Here is a 17,059-nt window from a genome sequence, read left to right on the forward strand (position 1 = left end):
GCGTTACATTAAAATCGGTATGCCGCAGACAATTTGGATATCGCAACAATCGTCAAAGGCTGCCAACTCACCCAATGGAGACAGTCACTTCGTACATGGCGCGAACTTTACGTGACCCGACCACCAACAGGCGAACCGATGCCTTGACTACAAGGGCGATCAGCCCGGAAAGAGCGGTGATTCTTTCCGGGCCAATCAAGACACCAAATTCGTTCAGTACAAGTCGTCACAATGTGGTTTGGGCAGCAGGAATCGATCAGAAACTAAATCACTTAATCTCGGCAGTACCACCAGCCTGCTCGATTTCCGCTTTCAGCTTCTTGGCATCGTCTTCCGAAACACCGGTCTTCAGTGGCTTGGGCACGCCTTCAACCAGGTCTTTGGCTTCCTTCAGACCGAGGCCGGTCGCACCACGAACAACCTTGATGACGTTGATCTTGGCGTCACCGAATCCGGTGAGGATCACGTCAAATTCGGTCTTCGCTTCAACAGCAGCAGCTGCACCACCACCAGCAGCAGGAGCGGCCATCATCACGCCGCCACCGGCTGGCTCGATACCATGAACTTGCTTCAAGTAGTCAGACAGCGCCTTCGCCTGCAGCAGCGTCAATCCAACGATCTTGTCGCCGAGTTCCTTCGTCGTGTCGTCAAACGTCACTTCGGACATACCAATTCACCTTTCTTTATTGTCTTTAACAATTCTGTTTCAAGTCGACATCCAAACCGCCCAAACCATCCGAGCGACACTCTCGTGCGACTATTCCGTCCGCTCACTCAGGGTCTTGACCTGACCTGCCAACTTACCACCGGCACCCAATACCGCACCAGAAACTCGAGCTCCTGGCGACAGGATCAGACCCACGAGCTGCGAAAGCATCTCTTTGCGGCCTGGACTCTTGCTGAGTGTTTCCACATCAGGTGCGCTGAGAGGAGTCTCTCCCAGTCCGCCACCCTTGATTTCCAAAACCTTAATCTTGTTCGCCCACTCGGTCAGTTCCCGAGCGAGGGCAACGATGTCTTCGCCACCAAACGCCAGGGTGGAAGGACCCACCAGCGAGGAGCCGACACCAGATAGACCAATTTCACCGAGTGCGCGACGAGCGACCGCGTTCTTGACGCTCAACAGCCGAATGTTCTTCTGACGAAGAGCGATTCGCATCTTGTTGGCATTGACCGCGTCAACTTTTGACACGTCGACCACAACGACTTCGCGACATTCGCCGACGACCTTCTGAATGCCGTCGATCATCAAATCTTTGACGTACTTGCTCATGGAATTCAAACCAACCGGAAGGAACTACGAATGTCGACTATACGGCGACGGTAATGCTCGGAGTCATCGTCGCACCGATCGCAACGTTTCGGATATACTGACCCTTCGAAGTCGACGGCTTCAAGGACCGGATATACTTGAGCAAGGCCTCAGTGTTCTCAACGAGCTTCTGATGATCGAAAGACAAACGCCCCACGACACAGTGAACGTTGCCACCGGAATCCACGCGGAACTCGACTTTACCCGCTTTGTATTCGCGAACTGCAGAAGCGACGTCCTGGGTGACGGTACCCGCACGTGGCGACGGCATCAAACCGCGGGGACCAAGCACTTTACCGAGCGGACCAACGACACCCATCATGTCTGGTGTAGCGATCGCGACATCGAAGTCCATCCAACCGCCGCGAATCTTGTCGGCGAGATCTTTTCCGCCGACGTAGTCAGCACCTGCGGCCGTAGCAACGCCAACGTTATCGCCTTGTGTAAAGACCAGCACCCGCTGGGCCTTACCGATACCGTGAGGCAGAACGATTGAACCTCGCACGATCTGATCGGCCTGCTTCGGATCAACGCCCAACCGCACAGCAATCGCTACCGTCTGGTCGAATCGGCACTTCCGGATCTTCTCGGGAAGAGAACCTTCTACATTCTTCAGAATCTCGATCGCTGTTGGCAAGTCCGCTGAAGGAGTCGCTTCCAGAACTTTCGTGAGATGCCGAATCCGCTTTGACTGATTAGCCATTTCAAAAACCCAAACCACTGTTAACGACGTTGATGCGAATAATGCCGACCCGACGGCTCAGCACCGTGAATGACTGACAACCCGAAACCGGATCACTCAGATCACCTCAATGCCCATGCTTCGAGCGGTTCCCGCGATCATCTTCGCAGCTTGCTCGACGCTTGATGTATTTAAATCTTCGAACTTCGTCTTCGCGATCTCAATCAGTTGCGCCTGCGTCACGCTACCGACCTTTTCGGTCCGAGCGTTGTGAGCACCCATCGCAATCTTTGCGGCTTGCTTAAGCAGCACGGAAGCAGGGGGGCTCTTCAGAACGAACGTAAAAGACCGATCTTCCAAGATGGTGATTACAACGGGTACGACCATCCCGTTCAGGTCACGCGTCTTCTCGTTAAACTGCATGACGAACTGGCCGAGGTTGATCCCGTGGGGACCGAGCGCAGTACCAACTGGAGGGGCAGGAGTTGCCTTGCCGCCAGGGATCTGAACCTTCACCTGGGCCTTGATCTTCGCTTCTTTCTTCGCCACCTGATATCTCCGCTCTGTCGTCTGCGCCAATCAAGACACTAAAGACACCGACCGCAAGAACTCAGTCACTCGACCAAGTCTAAACCCGCTCAACCTGCCATGCCTCAACGTCGACCGGCGTGCTGCGACCGAAAATTTCAATCATTACTGTCAACTTACCGCTGCTCGCATCCACACTTCCGACTGTACCATCGAACGACCCAAAGGGACCTTCGATAATCTTGACGTTGTCCCCAGCCTTCAGATCATGCTTCACCTTGGCCGGTTCTTCCGCAATCGTGTGTGATGCTCCGAGCATCTTATGCACTTCATGCATTGGCATTGGTGATGGCTTACCCGCCGAGCCCGTGAAGTCTCCGACGCCTGCGGTACTTCTCACCAGATACCAAGTATCGTCATTCAAAACCATCTGGATCATCAGGTAGCCGGGATACAGCTTTTGTTCGATGACCCGTTTCTTCCCGTTTCTGTTCTCAACGATCTTTTCGGTTGGGATGACGATCTCGCCGAAGTAGTCCTGCAACCCTTCCTGCCGCATTCGTCGCAACAACGAATCGCGAATCGTCTTTTCGCGGTTGCTTTGAATTTTCAAAACATACCACAGCATCTGCCCGTCTTGGGAACCCTCGACTCCGGATTCCGTCGTCATATTGTAACCCTTTGGAGAATGACTCTCGCGGCAACCGACCCACACAACTTTCACGGGGGTCGGCTAACGTGACAGCCTGAGAACCCCCGTCATCTCCAAAAACTTCTGCCATGCAATATCGTAACCGAACAGCAAGGCCGAAAACAGAAACGTCGTCGCCAGCACAACCAGCGTGGCCCGCTGCAGTTCCACCCAACTCGGCCAGGTGACCTTGGTCATCTCGGATTCAACATCGATCAGGAAGTCAGCGAACACCGGATAGTTCACCACGCGAAACGCAAACCAGGCACCAATGACATTGATCACCGCAACCACTGCGGAAGCCGTCGACGTACCGAAGTCCAAAAGGACTGTGTGATACAACGCCTGGCTCGCAAGCACGAACGTCAGAAAAATTGCACCTGCGGTACAACGTCTGACTGCGCGCCCTTGTTTACGCTGATAGAGGTCCGTGCTTAAGATGCTTTTCAACAGCGTATCGCGCTGAACTTTGGCCATAAGTCCTTCCAGGTCTCGATTCGCACCTAAACACGAGCTGTATTCTAATACCTTTCGTGCCCAAAACACGGGCGGAGGGACTTGAACCCCCAACACCTGGATTTGGAATCCAGTGCTCTGCCAATTGAGCTACGCCCGTTCGAAGCGAACAGGATCACTTCTTCCGAGATTCTTTGTGCAGCGTGTGCCGTCGGAGCTTCTTATTGTACTTCATCAACTCCAGTCGCTCAGTACCCTTCGTCTCTTTCGAGATTCGGTAATTTCGCAACCCAGTTTCGGTACACTCCAACCAAACATACTCTCGAGCCACGTGTTCTCTCCAGACACCCTCAACCACAAACAACGGCCGCCAGTTGATTCAGGAATCAACGCTGGCGGCCATCAAGACCAATTGCTGCGAGACTACTCGATAATCTTCGTGACAACGCCGGAACCAACCGTCTTGCCACCTTCACGGATAGCAAACCGGACGTTTTCGGTCATTGCAATTGGCTTACCGAGCGTGACCTGCATGTTGACGTTGTCACCAGGCATACACATTTCGGCGCCACCGAGCAGCGTGGACTCGCCGGTCACGTCGGTCGTTCGGAAGTAGAACTGAGGACGGTAACCACTGAAGAATGGAGTGTGACGTCCACCTTCTTCTTTGCTCAGAACGTAAACCTGACACTCAAACTTGGAGTGTGGCTTGATGGAACCTGGCTTAGCCAGCACCTGGCCACGCTGAACGTCTTCCTTGCGGATACCGCGGAGCAGAACCCCGACGTTGTCCCCAGCCATCCCCTGATCCAGAGTCTTCTGGAACATTTCAACGCCGGTACAAACGGTTTCCTGTGGCTCAGCCAGACCGAGCAACTGAACCTTGTCACCAACTTTGAGAACACCTTGCTCGATACGGCCGGTCACAACGGTACCACGACCTTCGATCGAGAAGACGTCTTCGATTGCCATGAGCATTGGCTTGTCGACTTCACGAGCTGGCTCTGGAACGTCGCGATCCAGCGCTTCCATCAGCTTGGTGATGCATTCGCTGTACTTTGGATCGGCGGGGTTATCCAAGGCACCCTTGGCATTACCACGAACGATCGCGATATCGTCGCCTGGGAATTCGTACTTATTCAGCAGGTCACGAATTTCCATCTCGACCAATTCGAGCAACTCTTCGTCATCGACGAGGTCACACTTATTGAGGAACACAACCAGAGCAGGAACGTTAACCTGCTTGGCGAGAAGAATATGCTCACGAGTCTGCGGCATCGGGCCGTCAGCAGCCGAAACCACGAGAATGGCGCCGTCCATCTGAGCGGCACCGGTGATCATGTTCTTGATATAGTCAGCGTGGCCTGGGCAATCGATGTGAGCGTAGTGACGATTTGGGGTTTCGTACTCAACGTGACTCACGGCGATGGTCACCGTCTTCGTGTCGTCGCGGACCGTACCACCCTTTGCAATATCTGCATAGCTCTTGAACTTGGCCATACCCTTTGCGGTTTGGACGGCGAGGATGGCAGCCGTGGTTGTCGTTTTACCGTGATCGATGTGGCCGATTGTGCCAACGTTCACGTGTGGCTTCGTGCGTTGAAAAGTTTCCTTCGCCATTTTGCTCGCAGTCCTCTTTTTCTCTCTCCGTCCCACCGACCCAAAACTCGGGAACGGAAGACATTCCACATGAAACCAGCTTCGCCGCCTTTGGCGAAGACACTTAGACCATTAACCGAACTTCAAAGCTGCTGAAGGGATTTGAACCCTTGACCTCGTCCTTACCAAGGACGCACTCTACCAACTGAGCTACAGCAGCGACGCCGGTCAGCAATCCGCAACACACACAATGGTATGTTACAGCCGACATGTCAACTGAAGAGCGGGTGAAGGGAATCGAACCCTCACCACCAGCTTGGAAGGCTGGAGCTCTACCATTGAGCTACACCCGCGTTCAAATTCTCAACGAAAAACAACCTGCAGAAACACCATCCACTGCGCAATCAACCAGCGACTCACCTAGATTAAAATTATGGCGGGAGCAGGATTCGAACCTGCGAAGGCAGAGCCACCAGATTTACAGTCTGGCCCCTTTGGCCGCTCGGGTATCCCGCCTGAATCGCAATCCTCGCAGAAAAGCTAGCGGTGGGACTTGAACCCACAACCACCGGTTTACAAAACCGGTACTCTGCCGTTGAGCTACGCTAGCGGCGCAGCGGACGGCTTTACCGCGAGGGAGAGCATGATAGCGATTGTTTTGTGATTGGCAAGCGCTGTCGCAAAAATGATTCCGCGCGTTGTTTGACAGATTGTGATCGAAGTAGCTTGCCTCGTAAAGGAAGAATCTTTATCTTGGTTGTCCCCCCTGTTGCCCAGGTGGCGGAACTGGCAGACGCGCTAGGTTCAGGACCTAGTGGGAGTAATCTCGTGCAGGTTCGATTCCTGTCCTGGGCACTATGGCATCGCCGCGATCAGGCACCAGAGGGTGCTGCGGGAAAGCCAGCAGATCCTTCGATGTAAGTCTCGGAATTGAATGAGCTTACTTCGAAGTTTCAACAAAAAAGAGACCCGACATTGTCGGGTCTCTTTTTTGTTTCCTGGACTGAGGCTCGGGCGAGCAGAAGTCTTTACTCTGCCTGGGGCTCAGATTCCCTACCATGCCTCGCAACACTCAGCCCATTCCCCCGCTTGAACGGCCCTCCAAGCAAAAGAGCGGCGGAACTGTGGGCTTCGAAGCGGGTAGAGTAAACTGCGCGCCGTCAAGAAAATAATCTTCTTACGGCGACGGGTCCCCCATCCGGACCGCGCACACCAGCTTGTTACAGCAAAAAAGCCCGTCATCACTCCTCTTCAGAGCTGTTGACGGGCTTTCAATTCAATTCGACAGGCAGTCGCTTGAGTCAGCTACCCACTGTGACATCGTTTCGGAGAGGGGGTTGTTGCCTCGCACCCTCCTGGCGATCCCTCGCGGGCACACGCGTCGACATCAGCCAATAATTTCGGGATCCGTTTCGGGGACAAGATCACTGGCTGGATCGAACCACTCGTCCTTGTAGACGATGCGTTTTTTGTGCTTCATCGCCAGATTCGAAGTCAGGGCCATGATGGCATCTTTCATTCCCTGCTTGCCCGGGCATCGCAGTGGCGCCGCTTCGGGATTGTCCCCGTAATTGCGGATGCAGAACGCAAAATGTTCCATCTCTTCCGTGTAACCACGACTAACCTTCCCCACGTCGGCGACTGCGGCCGCTTTGGTGGGCCCAAGACTGGCACTGGCACTCAATACGGGCTGACCGTCACTCCCCTCGATGGCATAAAGCCGTTGATCAACGCCCCCCTTTGAAGAACCGGTCGCTTCCTTGAAGAGAATTGCCTCGAGTTCCTGTTTCATGATCAGCGTTCCGCGGCTGCCGAACACGGTTTCCCCATACGGCTCACTGCGATTCGTACTGATCGACGAGTAAGTCACGATGCAGACATCGTTCTTGTCTTCGGCATAGTTTCGGCCAGGAAACTCGAACGTCATGTAGACATGATCGTCGATATCCCGATCGTCAGACTGCTGCTCGGGCGAGCCTATTCCCTTCACTCCATAGAAGTTCTTGCCTCCGTAGCCGAAGCAGGCAATCGGCTGAACCTTATTCAGGAAGATGCTGGCGGCATCGAGCTGGTGACTGCCCAGTTCGGCCATCAGCCCGCCACCCGTATTGTTGTAGAGACGCCAGTTGACCAGGCGTTCCATCGAAGGATAGCCGAACTCGGTCGCCAGGAACTGATCCAGGTCGGACACGCCTCGCTCCTTGGCATGATCCAGGAGGCCATCGATGTCCTGTCGGAACTTTCGTCCAAACGACTCCTTGGTATAACCACCCGGCCTCCAGCTATCGCTACCGGGGAAGCTGTTGTTCCGGTGCCACTGAGCCCGAATGAATTTCAAGTCGCCCAGCATGCCGTTCTGAATGAGCGCGTTTGCGTTGTCATACAGCACGTTGTAGTGGCGCTGATGCCCGACGGCGAGCAGTTTCTTCTCCTGCTGCGCGACACGGATCATCTCCTTGCACTGCATAACGGTGTGAGCCATCAGCTTTTCCGTCAGGACATGCTTTCCTGCCTTCAGACAGTCGATCGCGACCTGAGCATGCTGACAGAGCGGAACCGCGATGACGACCGCTTCGATCTCGGGATGCTGCTTCAGCAACTCTTTGTGGTCCCGATACAGACCGATCTTTTGCGCCTTTTCAGCACCCAGCTTGCGAATCAGCCCCCAACGAATTTCGTCACCGTCCCCCTGCAGGGCTCGTACGCGGTTTTTGGCGCGAAGATCAGCGATCCCGACGATATCCATATATGCCGGGGGATGCTGAGTCAGCAGAACCGACCCTTCATCGCCGGTTCCGATAAACCCCACCTTGATCGGATCCCCTTTGAGCGCCTCATAGCCGAAGTAGGCGGCTCCGAGCGTAGGAACTGCTGCCGCAGCCCCGACCAGAAACGATCGCCGAGTGAAGGCGACAGCCTCGTGAAAGTTGTCCTTGCCGATTCTTTCCTGTTCCGGGGTCAACTGCATATTGGATTACTCCTGTCGAGTTCTATTTGTCTTTTGGATGGAAGAAGTCACTGCCAGGGCCCGAACGAAGTCCGCCCCGATTCGTTGTGATCAGACGTGGGATTATTCGGAAACGGGACGGCGACGTCGAAGCAGGGCAGAAATTGCTGCATCGACACCGAACCATTGGCCCGTCGGAAGCGCGGCAATTGCTAACAGGGCCAACATTTCCACGAAGACCTTATTTACGATCAAATTGTGCTCAATGCTGGGAATCTCCTGGACTCCTGGCCAAGGGGGCATGGCGAGATAAAAGAGCGTTAAGAGAGCCGCTCCGCCAAGTGCCGAAACCCGGGTCAGGAAACCAATCATCAGCAAAAGCCCGAAGATGGTGAGCCCCCACATCGTCCGGAAGTTAATGCGACTCATTTCCGTCACGGCCGCCGGCACGGGGCCCCTGGCAAATTGCTCGGGACCGAGCAACTTCGCTGCTTCCTCGAAGAGGTCCTTTTCCAGAGACTGAACGGGACCGACCAACTTCCGCCGCTGGGCCTGCAAGTCACTCCACTGCTTTTCCAAGTGGTCCCATTCGAACGGAGTTTTGGCTTTGGCGTAATTGGCCTCATATCGATCAATCAGTTTCTTGTAGTAATCGACCTCTCCAACCATGATGACCTGATCACTTCCTCCCTCGCTTTTCGCTTTCTGAACGATCCCCACCCGTTCGGGGTCCCCCTTCAGCATGGCTGCGAGTCGCTCACGAAATGCGAGGCGGGACGACTGCCGTGCAACGTCGTTAATCGCCTTGGTCAACTTGTCATACAGGGCCTCTTCCCCCGGTTTCGCCTTTTGGGGGTTCACCGCTTCGAGAAGCCTGGCCTGCTCAGTGGGGAGAAGATGCAGTTTTCCATCCACGATCATTCGCTTCGACGGGCTGTCATAGCGAATGGCCCCTTTCACAACGCCGGCATTCCGCGCCACTTCGTCGAAATCGACACCTGGGGGAAGCTCACTCAACGGGACGCTGAAACCCGACTCCGGGCCATCCAGAAGACGATCAAGCTTCGCTTTCTCAATTCCGTAATGAGCGACGAACCGGTCTCGCCAAGCATCCCACTTGGACGACATGGTATCGTAGTCGAGCCACTTCAAGTCATTTTCGTCACCCGTCATGCGACGGAACGTCGTCCGCAGCGGTCCCGTCGCGTTTTTCAGATAAGGCTCTGCCGTCCAGGGGGCGGCGGACTTCTGAGTCCCCAGCTTCCACAATCCCTCGTAAAAGAGGTGCCAGCCAATAGAAATTCGCAGTACGACGAGAAGTGCGACCGCAAGCAAGGAAATTCGACGCAAGTCTGACGGCACTTGAAATCACTTTCAGGTGAAGGGAGGTTCGTGTTGAGGCCTGAGCCAAGTTAAATTTTCACTCTGCGTGTCAGCAACCTTGCCTGCAGCCCGGAACGATGCTCCGTCAGCCGCCCTGACGCCACAACCCCTTCACGCCCGACCATTTATGACTTCACGCCGGAAACCATTTTTCGGCAGCCACATTATGCAGAACTGGTTCTAGCATCTGCCCCTGTTTCGGGATCGGGAAAAAGATTGCGCCCACAGAATCGGATAGATTATCACAATACGCCAGACTCTTTTCGACTCCCAGCACGAAAAAAGCCGTGGAGAGGGCGTCGGCTGTGGCAGAGTCCCGCGCAATCACGCTGACCGACAGCAGCGATTCAACGGGCCAACCCGTTCTCGGGTCCAGAATATGACCATAACGTCTTCCTCCATGTCGGAACCATTGTACGGCGGTGCCGCTCGTGGCCAACGCCTCATCACATAACATCAATGTGGCAAAAGGCTTATCTGGCAGAAGTGGATTCCTCAGGCCGACAGGCCACCCTTCGCAACGGGAGTGAACACCATGTGCCAGAATACTGCTTCTTCCACCGTGGATCAGCCAGTTTGACACCCCTTTGTTGAGCAGGTATTCACCCGCTTTGTCGACGGCGTAGCCTTTTCCAATCGCCCCCAGATTGAATTCGATTCCGGCCCGCTCAAATGCAATCTGCCGCTTCGGATGATCGAAGGCGACGCGAGCCACCCCCCCGGCAGCAAGCACCTCGTCGATTTCGGACTGCAGCGGGATTCGATCCTTCTTGCGGCAGTTGCTCCACAATTTCACGAGCGCGCCTGCGGCGGGATCGAATGCTCCCCCCGTCTGTGCAGACAATAACCTCGCCCTTTCCAGCAGGTCAAACAGTTCTGACTCAACCGTGGCGGGATTCGGGAACGCATTCCGGTTGAGACAACTCAGCTCGCTGTCTTCCCGATAAATCGAGAGCTGTTGTTCCAACACATGGACCAGATCCAGAGCGTCCGACGCCGCCTCGAGTTGCGAACCCGGACCATCAGGATTAACAATCACGTCGAAGTCACACGCCATCGCGGTGGTGCGCAGCATCATCGTCGGTCCGCGCGACGGGACTGGTCGCTGCACCAGTTCCTCCGCCAGACGATTGCCCGCTGCTTCCACTTGCGACAGAGCAGACCGCCCCGTCAAGAAGTCGCGACGGTTGGACGTCGAATCACTCACATCGTCACTTTCATGGCAGACTGATCGGCATGGCAACCAGATCGGGTCTCGAGAATTCTATCACCCGGTTTTTCGGCGACCGGCATGCCCTTCGTCCTGACTTCTTCACAGCCGGAATCCATCAGGAATTAACATGTATTGGCACGTTTCCATCTTACACAAGTTGTCACAACAGAAAAGAAGTTCGGAAACGTCCGCGAATCCCGTCGCACTCGATTGAGTGAACTTTGACGGAATCCGCTTCCCATTTCCGAACCTTCGAACTGATCGCAAAGGCTTGCAATTCGATCTTCTGGCGGCGAATCATCGTGCCTGACACCGTCTGGGGAAGGGTGTCGTGATTGCCCCTTTGGTCACAGGCAAACGGGTCTGATACACTGAATCGTGGCCGCTTGCTGTTTGAGCACTCCTCGTCATTGAAAAAAGAGCATTCATGCCCTTCCAGTCAGAACGAGAACTGATATTGCTGGGGACCGGGACTAGCCATGGCGTTCCGGTGATCGGTTGTCACTGCGAAGTCTGTGAATCGACCGATCCACGAAATCACCGTACACGAACGGGCGTCGCCGTCCGCACCCCCGAGGGAACATTCCTGATCGATACCTCTCCAGAATTGAGGCTGCAACTGCTGCGAGAGAAGATTGACCTGATTCACTCGGTCATTTACACGCACTCTCACGCCGACCACCTGTTTGGCCTGGATGACCTGAGGTTGTTTGGCTACCGACTCGAGCACGCGGTGCAGCTTTACTGTGAAGAGAATGTTGAGAGTCAGATTCGGGCTTCATTCTCGTACGCGTTTGCTCCACACGATCCCGAACTGCACTTCGGGGCGATTCCACTGTTGGAATTTCGTCGCATCGGGTTGTCCCCCTTCGAAGTGCTCGGCCAGCAGATTCAGCCTATCCGCCTGATTCATGGACGGCTGCCGGTTCTGGGTTTTCGAATTGGCGATGTCGCGTTCTGCACCGATGTCAGTCACATTCCGGACGAGAGCTGGCCACTGCTGGAGGGCCTCGACGTGCTGATCATTGACGCCCTGCGCGAACAGCCGCACGCGACGCACTTTGGCATCCCGCAAGCGCTCGCCGCCGTAGAACGAGTCAAACCGAGACGGACTTACCTGACGCATGTGTCGCATTACCTCGACTATGCGACGACGAATGCTCGTCTTCCGCCAGGTGTTGAGCTGTCCTATGATTCGTTACGGATTCCGTACTGAACTGTACCTGCGCCCGATGGGAACTCCTCAAGACTGAAGAGGAGACCATCTCAGATGGTGACCAGATCCATGCGAGATCACGAAGCAGCGATGTCAGTCTACATACAACTGGCAGTCCTGTCGGAACAGAAACAACAACCGCTGGTTCGTGACCGGTTTCTGCTGCTAGGTGGTGTAGAGGCCTGCCGGGCTGGCTGGCCTGACGTTGCAGCCCGATGCCTTGAGCGATTGGTTCAGTCCAATCCCGCACATCAGGCTGGTCGTCATCCGACGATGGCAGCTGCTCTGAGGGATCCTGATTTCCAGCAACTCGTCGCCCATTGGGAACGGTATTGCCCCTTTGAGAAGGCGGAGCTACTTCTACACGGACTTCAACCCCTTCCGTGGGATGAAGCAGAGGGATCAGCGGGAGAATTAATGCTCAAATTGCTGGCTCATGCCGATCGACCACATCACATGCCTCCCTAGGACAGGTTCGCCTGGCCTACGGGGACAGGAACTTGCACCAGTTTCACTCTTTCCACTGCAGTGTGATCCTGTTGATCGTGAGATTCGTTCGTTGTCTGCAGAAGCAAAGACTCGAATGACTTTGCGATCAGGCTTCCGTCATTTCTAGATTGCCGAGTTCGTTGTGTTTCAGATCCTGACCAGCCGGATACTTCAGCCCCTATTGAAGCCGCTGACCCGTTTTTTTCTGGGTTTCATCGCCATTCCGACCTTCCGTCTGTTGATGAGAAAGGTGGTGCGAGTCCAGGAGATCAACGAAGAACTGGAGAAGGATCTGGAACAATGGTTTCGTGGCGCGCTGCTGCTGCTGGTTGCAACCGACAACATGGAAGGGGCGTTGTTCGGCTGGGTCTCGGAATCGGCCAGATCGAGTCCCTATTTCATGGCAGGCCGCCTGTTGCTCGCCATCGGGGTCATCGAAGGAATGCCCGACCAGTCGCTGTTTGCGTTGATTCACCCCGGCCCACAGAAGCCGGTGATCCAGAAGGGAAACGTGATCGGCAGTTTGATTAACTATATCCCGAAGCTGATCAAGGGGCTCGCGTGTCAGCACCTCAATCGCGCGACCCCTGTGTTTGCTATCCTCTCAGTCCTCCATTCGGGAACACTGGGATGGGTCTGTTACAGTCTGGCGATCGCGCAGTATCTGCTGATTGGGCTGGTGACATCAAAAGATAAGGCGCTGGACGTCCTCTCGAAGTTTGACGAAGCAGTCGAACGGCAGCGGAACGAAATTCTCCATGAGATGCAGCATCCGCCCGCCGACGGATCGAAAGCAACTCAGCCTCGCTTGCCCCCCCCGAATTCCGATATCGATTTACTCATGTAGTGAAACTGCCACCAAACGATGCCGCGAGCGCCTTGCAATTACGCAGCTTCGAGTTGAATGTCGAACTGGGCGGAAAGCGTTTCCTTATGGAAGCGCTCCCCTCGGGCGTCATATAAATAAAGCTGATTGTGATCAGCGGCCCAGACGGCTCCGAGCCGAACGCTGCGGGGGCCTCGCAATGAGAACTGAAGGCCGCACAAAGCCCCTTTTCTTGTCAGGGGAGTCACTTCCAATCCAAACTGTTCTGGCACAAGGTTTTCGTGCCGACACAGTCGCTCGTGAACATAACCGCGAAGAGTTTCCAGGCTGTTGACGTCAGTCGTCACCTTGCTCATCGAAATTGCCTCAATCGTGTGTTGGACATCAATGGAGCCGTGGTCAGGCAGGGAAGGAAGATCGGCAATCCTCGTCGGAAACTTTTCCAATCCATCCGACTTCGCGCAAGAGACTTCGGGAAGAATTTTCGGCAGTCTTTGCCAGATCAAAACAACTGGAAATCGCAGCAAACTCAAGCGGCGCACCGGCAGTTTATTCGCACTCTCGTTTACGCGGCGTGGCATGCATCTGCGGGGCAATCACGTCGGGAAAGAGGGGAGCCCGATGACGAAAGGTATTCACCCCGACGATGTGCGATGATCGTGTCGGGCCGGTGCAGCGGCCTCGTCGAGCCTCGCGTCGATGCTGCGGACTGAGCAAGACGGTTAAACAAGTCGGGACAAGTTCAAAATGTTCGCGGAGCGGGCCGTTAAGCCGGGTTTTGTCGTGGACGATCATTTCTCTGGGCCGCCGATTGCTCGACGGCTCTAGCAACCTACCCGGACAGTGGACGAGACGGACCGCCTCGCGCCGTCATGCTGTTGCCAGCCTGACGAACTATGCCCTGCTTGGTCTTGCTTCCAGTGGGGTTTACCTAGCCGGATCGGTCACCCGATCCGCTGGTGCGCTCTTACCGCACCGTTTCACCCTTACCTCGTCCACTCCGATTCAAGGTATGAGCCTGAGTCGAAAAGGCCGTTTGGCGGTATACTTTCTGTGGCACTATCCCGGTCCTTGCGGACGGTGGGCGTTACCCACCACCGTGTCCTGTGAAGCCCGGACTTTCCTCCCTAAGGGAAGCGAACTTCCACTTACAGCGATCGTCTAGCCCACTCCGCGAACACGATTAACTCTACGTCACCGACGCGATCCACGATAGAGGGTACGGCAGATTTCCGCATCTCGTCCAGCGGGACACCGTCATGAAACCGGCGTGAGCCACAAATTCATTACGGCGACGTCGATTACTTCGCGGCCTTTTCCTTGCCTTTCTCGAGAGAATCAAAATAAGTCTTGATGCTCTCGTGATAGCCAGGGGGGATCTGTTCGGTGTTCAAGGCTTCCATGGCTCCCTGTTTGACCGACTGCATCAGTTGCTTGTAGTCACGGACAACTTCCCCCTTCTCGGCCTCTCCTTTGGTCTGCATCGACAGCAGCATCTTGCCTGCCACGACGGCCGACTTGGATTGTTCGTTCTTAAATCCGGTTTCGACAGAGTCGTCTTCCGGGGCTTCGCCCCCTTTTCCAAAGCCGGGGCCCCCCATTCCGAACTCGCCCTCTTTCTCCTGTACCTCATCACTCTCACCGGATTCGGCGAGCATCTGGTCATACAGACTTTGATAGTCTGCGAGCGTCTTGCAATTCTCGGACTGGGCTCCGTTCAGCTTTTCCTGGTCGTTGACTTTCTTGGCCTGCTGGATGGTCTTGAGTGCCTCTTCCAGCTCTTTCATGTCTTTCACTGACTGTTCGAGCTGTTCAAGTTCCTGCTCGCTCAGTTCCAGCGACTGCATCGCAGCCTGCAAGGCCTCTTCCTGGAGATCTTTGTTCTCCGACAGGTCCATCTGCTGCATGGCTCGTTCGAGTGCGGCGGAGAGCTGCTCGTTATTCAGCTTGTCGCTCGCGAGCTTCTCCAGGTTCTGAAGACGCTCCTTCAATTCCTGCATCAACTCACCCCGCTCTACAGGGTCTTTGGTAGCGGCAAGCTGCTGGAGCTGTTCCTGGAGTTCCTGAAGTTCATTCTGGACACCTCCGGCATCCCCCTCTTGAAGCTCCTTCACCCATTTCTGAAGCTTTTCATCCTGGTTGGCACCGAACTGCTGGTCACTCGACGGAGAAGACTTCATGAGATCCTTCAAATGCTCACTACTGATTTGCCTCCAGAGCTTGCCGATATCCTTCTGTTCGCTCGACAGCATTTTCAGATTTTCAAGCTTCTGGTCGGCCTTCATTTTGTTGAAGGTCATTTTCAATTCTTCGATGGCCAGATCGGTGGAGTTACTTTCCTCATGATCCGCAATCGCCCGTTTAACTTCTTCTAAACGCAGTTCCGTGGCCTTTTTGCCTTCGGTCAACCGCTCGCTCCGTTTCTCGCTCAGCTTTGCGCTCGCAACCTTACCAAAGGGGTCATACTGAGGGAGAAAGTAGACCCCCAGAGCGACCAGCGCGGGTACCCACACCGCATGCCAGAATCGCCGCTGCCAGGTGAATTGAACAACCTGGTCAGGCTTAATCCCTGCCGCCCGGGTCTCGGCAGACTGAACGACAAGAGCCTGATATTCGCCGGCCGAGTTATTCAGCAGCGCCATGGTGAGATACAGATCCTTCGAAGCGGTGGTCCGATCGACCAGCCGTGCTGCGTCAGGCAGCGTCGGCCGGCGATGAACCAGCCAGGCAAGCAGACCCGCCACGAGGGGAACAACGGCAAATGCGGCCCATGTCGAAGGTGTATCGGGCATCGCAAACAAGCCGGTGAAACGTGCCACCATAAGGACGACGGCAAATACCAGTGAAATGGCGAGCAACGTCCAGTAGAAGCTCTGGCCTACGGACGCAAGCCGCATTCGATTTAACACGCTGTTTAATAGCCGCGAGGTGACAGAGGCTTCTGGCATTTGCGAGACCCTTCTGTAGACGTTCTGTCTCAGTTCAACATGAGGTAGCTTATCCCCGCAGAAATTCCGAATCAAGCGCGAAATTACTTTCCTGCCACCATGGCGACTGGCAGAAGGAACTTGCGCTCTCCATAGAGGGTCGCCCACCGAAGTGTTGCCAGGCGAGAACGGACAATCTTCGTGAGAATCGATTGTCAGTGAGGACTGTTCAGTTCCTGTTCCAGCTCGGAAATCTGGGCGATTCGCCGGGAGTGACGCCCCCCTTCAAAGGGGGTTTCGAGCCAGATTTTGATCATCCGGGCATCGATCCAGTCACCGGACAAATTCACTGACATGCACAGGATATTGGAATCGTTGTGACTTCGGCTGATTCGCGCAGAAAGTTCGTCACAACAAAGTGCGGCCCGGACACCACGGAATTTGTTTGCGACGATCGTCATCCCGATTCCGGTCCCCCCGATCAGGATCGCACGATCGACTTCTCCACGGGAAACAGCCCGTGCGGCGAGCGACGCATAGTCAGGATAGTCACACATCTCTTCCGAGTTCGGCCCGAAATCAATCGCGACGTGATTCAGCTCTCTCAGACACGCCAGGACTCGATCCTTGGCTCGAAATCCACGGTGTTCACTGGCAACTGCGATTTTCATAGATCGTATTCGTCACTGGGGTAGGGACGTAGCGCGACCCGGCGTCCTGAACGGAAACCGGGTACTATTGTGAGTTCAAGATGATCCTTCATCTCACACTATCATAGGCGATCTATCGG

Annotated in this window: 17 protein-coding genes, 6 tRNA genes and 1 other RNA gene; 4 read left to right on the forward strand and 20 right to left on the reverse strand. The window is 55.0% G+C overall.

The genetic code is table 11. The features are described from left to right. Nucleotides 1-268: 268 nt before the first annotated feature. The 13 genes from rplL to ACGY09_RS11450 form a co-directional block, all read right to left on the reverse strand. On the reverse strand, nucleotides 269-667 hold the full coding sequence (gene rplL, locus ACGY09_RS11390; protein WP_373650128.1) for a 50S ribosomal protein L7/L12: 399 nt from the start codon (nucleotides 665-667) through the stop codon (nucleotides 269-271). A gap of 90 nt (nucleotides 668-757) precedes the next feature. Then, nucleotides 758-1,273 carry a 50S ribosomal protein L10 gene (rplJ, locus tag ACGY09_RS11395; RefSeq protein ID WP_373650127.1) on the reverse strand — a complete coding sequence of 172 codons (516 nt, stop codon included), beginning with the start codon at nucleotides 1,271-1,273 and terminating at the stop codon, nucleotides 758-760. Between the two features lie 37 nt (nucleotides 1,274-1,310). Next, the gene (gene rplA / locus ACGY09_RS11400; protein ID WP_373650126.1) at nucleotides 1,311-2,015 is read right to left on the reverse strand and encodes a 50S ribosomal protein L1; all 705 of its coding nucleotides are present in this window, start codon (nucleotides 2,013-2,015) and stop codon (nucleotides 1,311-1,313) included. A 96-nt stretch (nucleotides 2,016-2,111) separates the two neighbouring features. After that, entirely contained in the window at nucleotides 2,112-2,543 is a 432-nt protein-coding gene (gene rplK, locus ACGY09_RS11405; protein ID WP_373650125.1) for a 50S ribosomal protein L11, read from the reverse strand. Nucleotides 2,544-2,622: 79 nt separating this feature from the next. After that, nucleotides 2,623-3,192 carry a transcription termination/antitermination protein NusG gene (nusG, locus tag ACGY09_RS11410; protein WP_373650124.1) on the reverse strand — a complete coding sequence of 190 codons (570 nt, stop codon included), beginning with the start codon at nucleotides 3,190-3,192 and terminating at the stop codon, nucleotides 2,623-2,625. Nucleotides 3,193-3,255: 63 nt separating this feature from the next. Then, nucleotides 3,256-3,690 carry a preprotein translocase subunit SecE gene (gene secE, locus ACGY09_RS11415; RefSeq protein ID WP_397571633.1) on the reverse strand — a complete coding sequence of 145 codons (435 nt, stop codon included), beginning with the start codon at nucleotides 3,688-3,690 and terminating at the stop codon, nucleotides 3,256-3,258. Between the two features lie 66 nt (nucleotides 3,691-3,756). Beyond that, nucleotides 3,757-3,829 (reverse strand) — tRNA-Trp (locus ACGY09_RS11420). Nucleotides 3,830-3,844: 15 nt separating this feature from the next. Beyond that, nucleotides 3,845-4,000: a 50S ribosomal protein L33 gene (gene rpmG / locus ACGY09_RS11425; RefSeq protein ID WP_373650122.1), complete on the reverse strand. Its 156-nt coding sequence runs from the start codon at nucleotides 3,998-4,000 to the stop codon at nucleotides 3,845-3,847. 92 nt (nucleotides 4,001-4,092) lie between these two features. Then, a complete protein-coding gene (gene tuf, locus ACGY09_RS11430) occupies nucleotides 4,093-5,289 on the reverse strand; it encodes an elongation factor Tu (RefSeq protein ID WP_397571634.1) in 1,197 nt (398 codons plus the stop codon). A gap of 126 nt (nucleotides 5,290-5,415) precedes the next feature. After that, nucleotides 5,416-5,488 (reverse strand) — tRNA-Thr (locus ACGY09_RS11435). 62 nt (nucleotides 5,489-5,550) lie between these two features. Beyond that, nucleotides 5,551-5,621, reverse strand: a tRNA-Gly gene (locus ACGY09_RS11440). Nucleotides 5,622-5,702: 81 nt separating this feature from the next. Beyond that, nucleotides 5,703-5,784: transfer RNA gene (locus ACGY09_RS11445), tRNA-Tyr, on the reverse strand. Nucleotides 5,785-5,806: 22 nt separating this feature from the next. Continuing rightward, nucleotides 5,807-5,878, reverse strand: a tRNA-Thr gene (locus tag ACGY09_RS11450). 161 nt (nucleotides 5,879-6,039) lie between these two features. On the opposite strand from ACGY09_RS11450, the gene ACGY09_RS11455 reads away from it, so the two are divergent. Next, nucleotides 6,040-6,123 (forward strand) — tRNA-Leu (locus ACGY09_RS11455). A gap of 532 nt (nucleotides 6,124-6,655) precedes the next feature. Here the strand turns inward: ACGY09_RS11455 and ACGY09_RS11460 are convergent. From ACGY09_RS11460 to ACGY09_RS11470, 3 genes are all read right to left on the reverse strand, one after another. Continuing rightward, entirely contained in the window at nucleotides 6,656-8,236 is a 1,581-nt protein-coding gene (locus ACGY09_RS11460; protein WP_373650120.1) for a Gfo/Idh/MocA family protein, read from the reverse strand. A 102-nt stretch (nucleotides 8,237-8,338) separates the two neighbouring features. Then, nucleotides 8,339-9,577 carry a hypothetical protein gene (locus tag ACGY09_RS11465; protein WP_397571635.1) on the reverse strand — a complete coding sequence of 413 codons (1,239 nt, stop codon included), beginning with the start codon at nucleotides 9,575-9,577 and terminating at the stop codon, nucleotides 8,339-8,341. Between the two features lie 154 nt (nucleotides 9,578-9,731). Beyond that, entirely contained in the window at nucleotides 9,732-10,805 is a 1,074-nt protein-coding gene (locus tag ACGY09_RS11470) for an FAD:protein FMN transferase (protein ID WP_397571636.1), read from the reverse strand. A 433-nt stretch (nucleotides 10,806-11,238) separates the two neighbouring features. Here ACGY09_RS11470 and ACGY09_RS11475 point away from each other — a divergent pair, with 433 nt between their 5' ends. The 3 genes from ACGY09_RS11475 to ACGY09_RS11485 all read left to right on the forward strand — a co-directional run bounded on the left by ACGY09_RS11475 (nucleotide 11,239) and on the right by ACGY09_RS11485 (nucleotide 13,363). Continuing rightward, nucleotides 11,239-12,027, forward strand: a complete 789-nt coding sequence (locus ACGY09_RS11475) for an MBL fold metallo-hydrolase (protein WP_397571637.1) — start codon at nucleotides 11,239-11,241, stop codon at nucleotides 12,025-12,027. A 54-nt stretch (nucleotides 12,028-12,081) separates the two neighbouring features. Beyond that, nucleotides 12,082-12,495, forward strand: coding sequence for a hypothetical protein (locus ACGY09_RS11480; RefSeq protein ID WP_373650116.1), 414 nt, complete (start codon nucleotides 12,082-12,084; stop codon nucleotides 12,493-12,495). A gap of 163 nt (nucleotides 12,496-12,658) precedes the next feature. After that, the gene (locus tag ACGY09_RS11485; RefSeq protein WP_373650115.1) at nucleotides 12,659-13,363 is read left to right on the forward strand and encodes a DNA topoisomerase I; all 705 of its coding nucleotides are present in this window, start codon (nucleotides 12,659-12,661) and stop codon (nucleotides 13,361-13,363) included. A gap of 38 nt (nucleotides 13,364-13,401) precedes the next feature. Here ACGY09_RS11485 and ACGY09_RS11490 read toward each other — a convergent pair whose 3' ends face one another. The 4 genes from ACGY09_RS11490 to rpiB form a co-directional block, all read right to left on the reverse strand. Then, the gene (locus ACGY09_RS11490) at nucleotides 13,402-13,698 is read right to left on the reverse strand and encodes a hypothetical protein (protein ID WP_397571638.1); all 297 of its coding nucleotides are present in this window, start codon (nucleotides 13,696-13,698) and stop codon (nucleotides 13,402-13,404) included. 395 nt (nucleotides 13,699-14,093) lie between these two features. Beyond that, an RNA gene (gene rnpB, locus ACGY09_RS11495) (RNase P RNA component class A) lies at nucleotides 14,094-14,515 on the reverse strand. Between the two features lie 128 nt (nucleotides 14,516-14,643). After that, the gene (locus ACGY09_RS11500) at nucleotides 14,644-16,290 is read right to left on the reverse strand and encodes a hypothetical protein (RefSeq protein ID WP_397571639.1); all 1,647 of its coding nucleotides are present in this window, start codon (nucleotides 16,288-16,290) and stop codon (nucleotides 14,644-14,646) included. A gap of 194 nt (nucleotides 16,291-16,484) precedes the next feature. Further along, nucleotides 16,485-16,940, reverse strand: coding sequence for a ribose 5-phosphate isomerase B (rpiB, locus tag ACGY09_RS11505; RefSeq protein WP_373650112.1), 456 nt, complete (start codon nucleotides 16,938-16,940; stop codon nucleotides 16,485-16,487). Between the last annotated feature and the right edge of the window lie 119 nt (nucleotides 16,941-17,059).

It is taken from the genome of Schlesneria sphaerica, assembly GCF_044336245.1.
Lineage (GTDB): Bacteria > Planctomycetota > Planctomycetia > Planctomycetales > Planctomycetaceae > Schlesneria > Schlesneria sphaerica.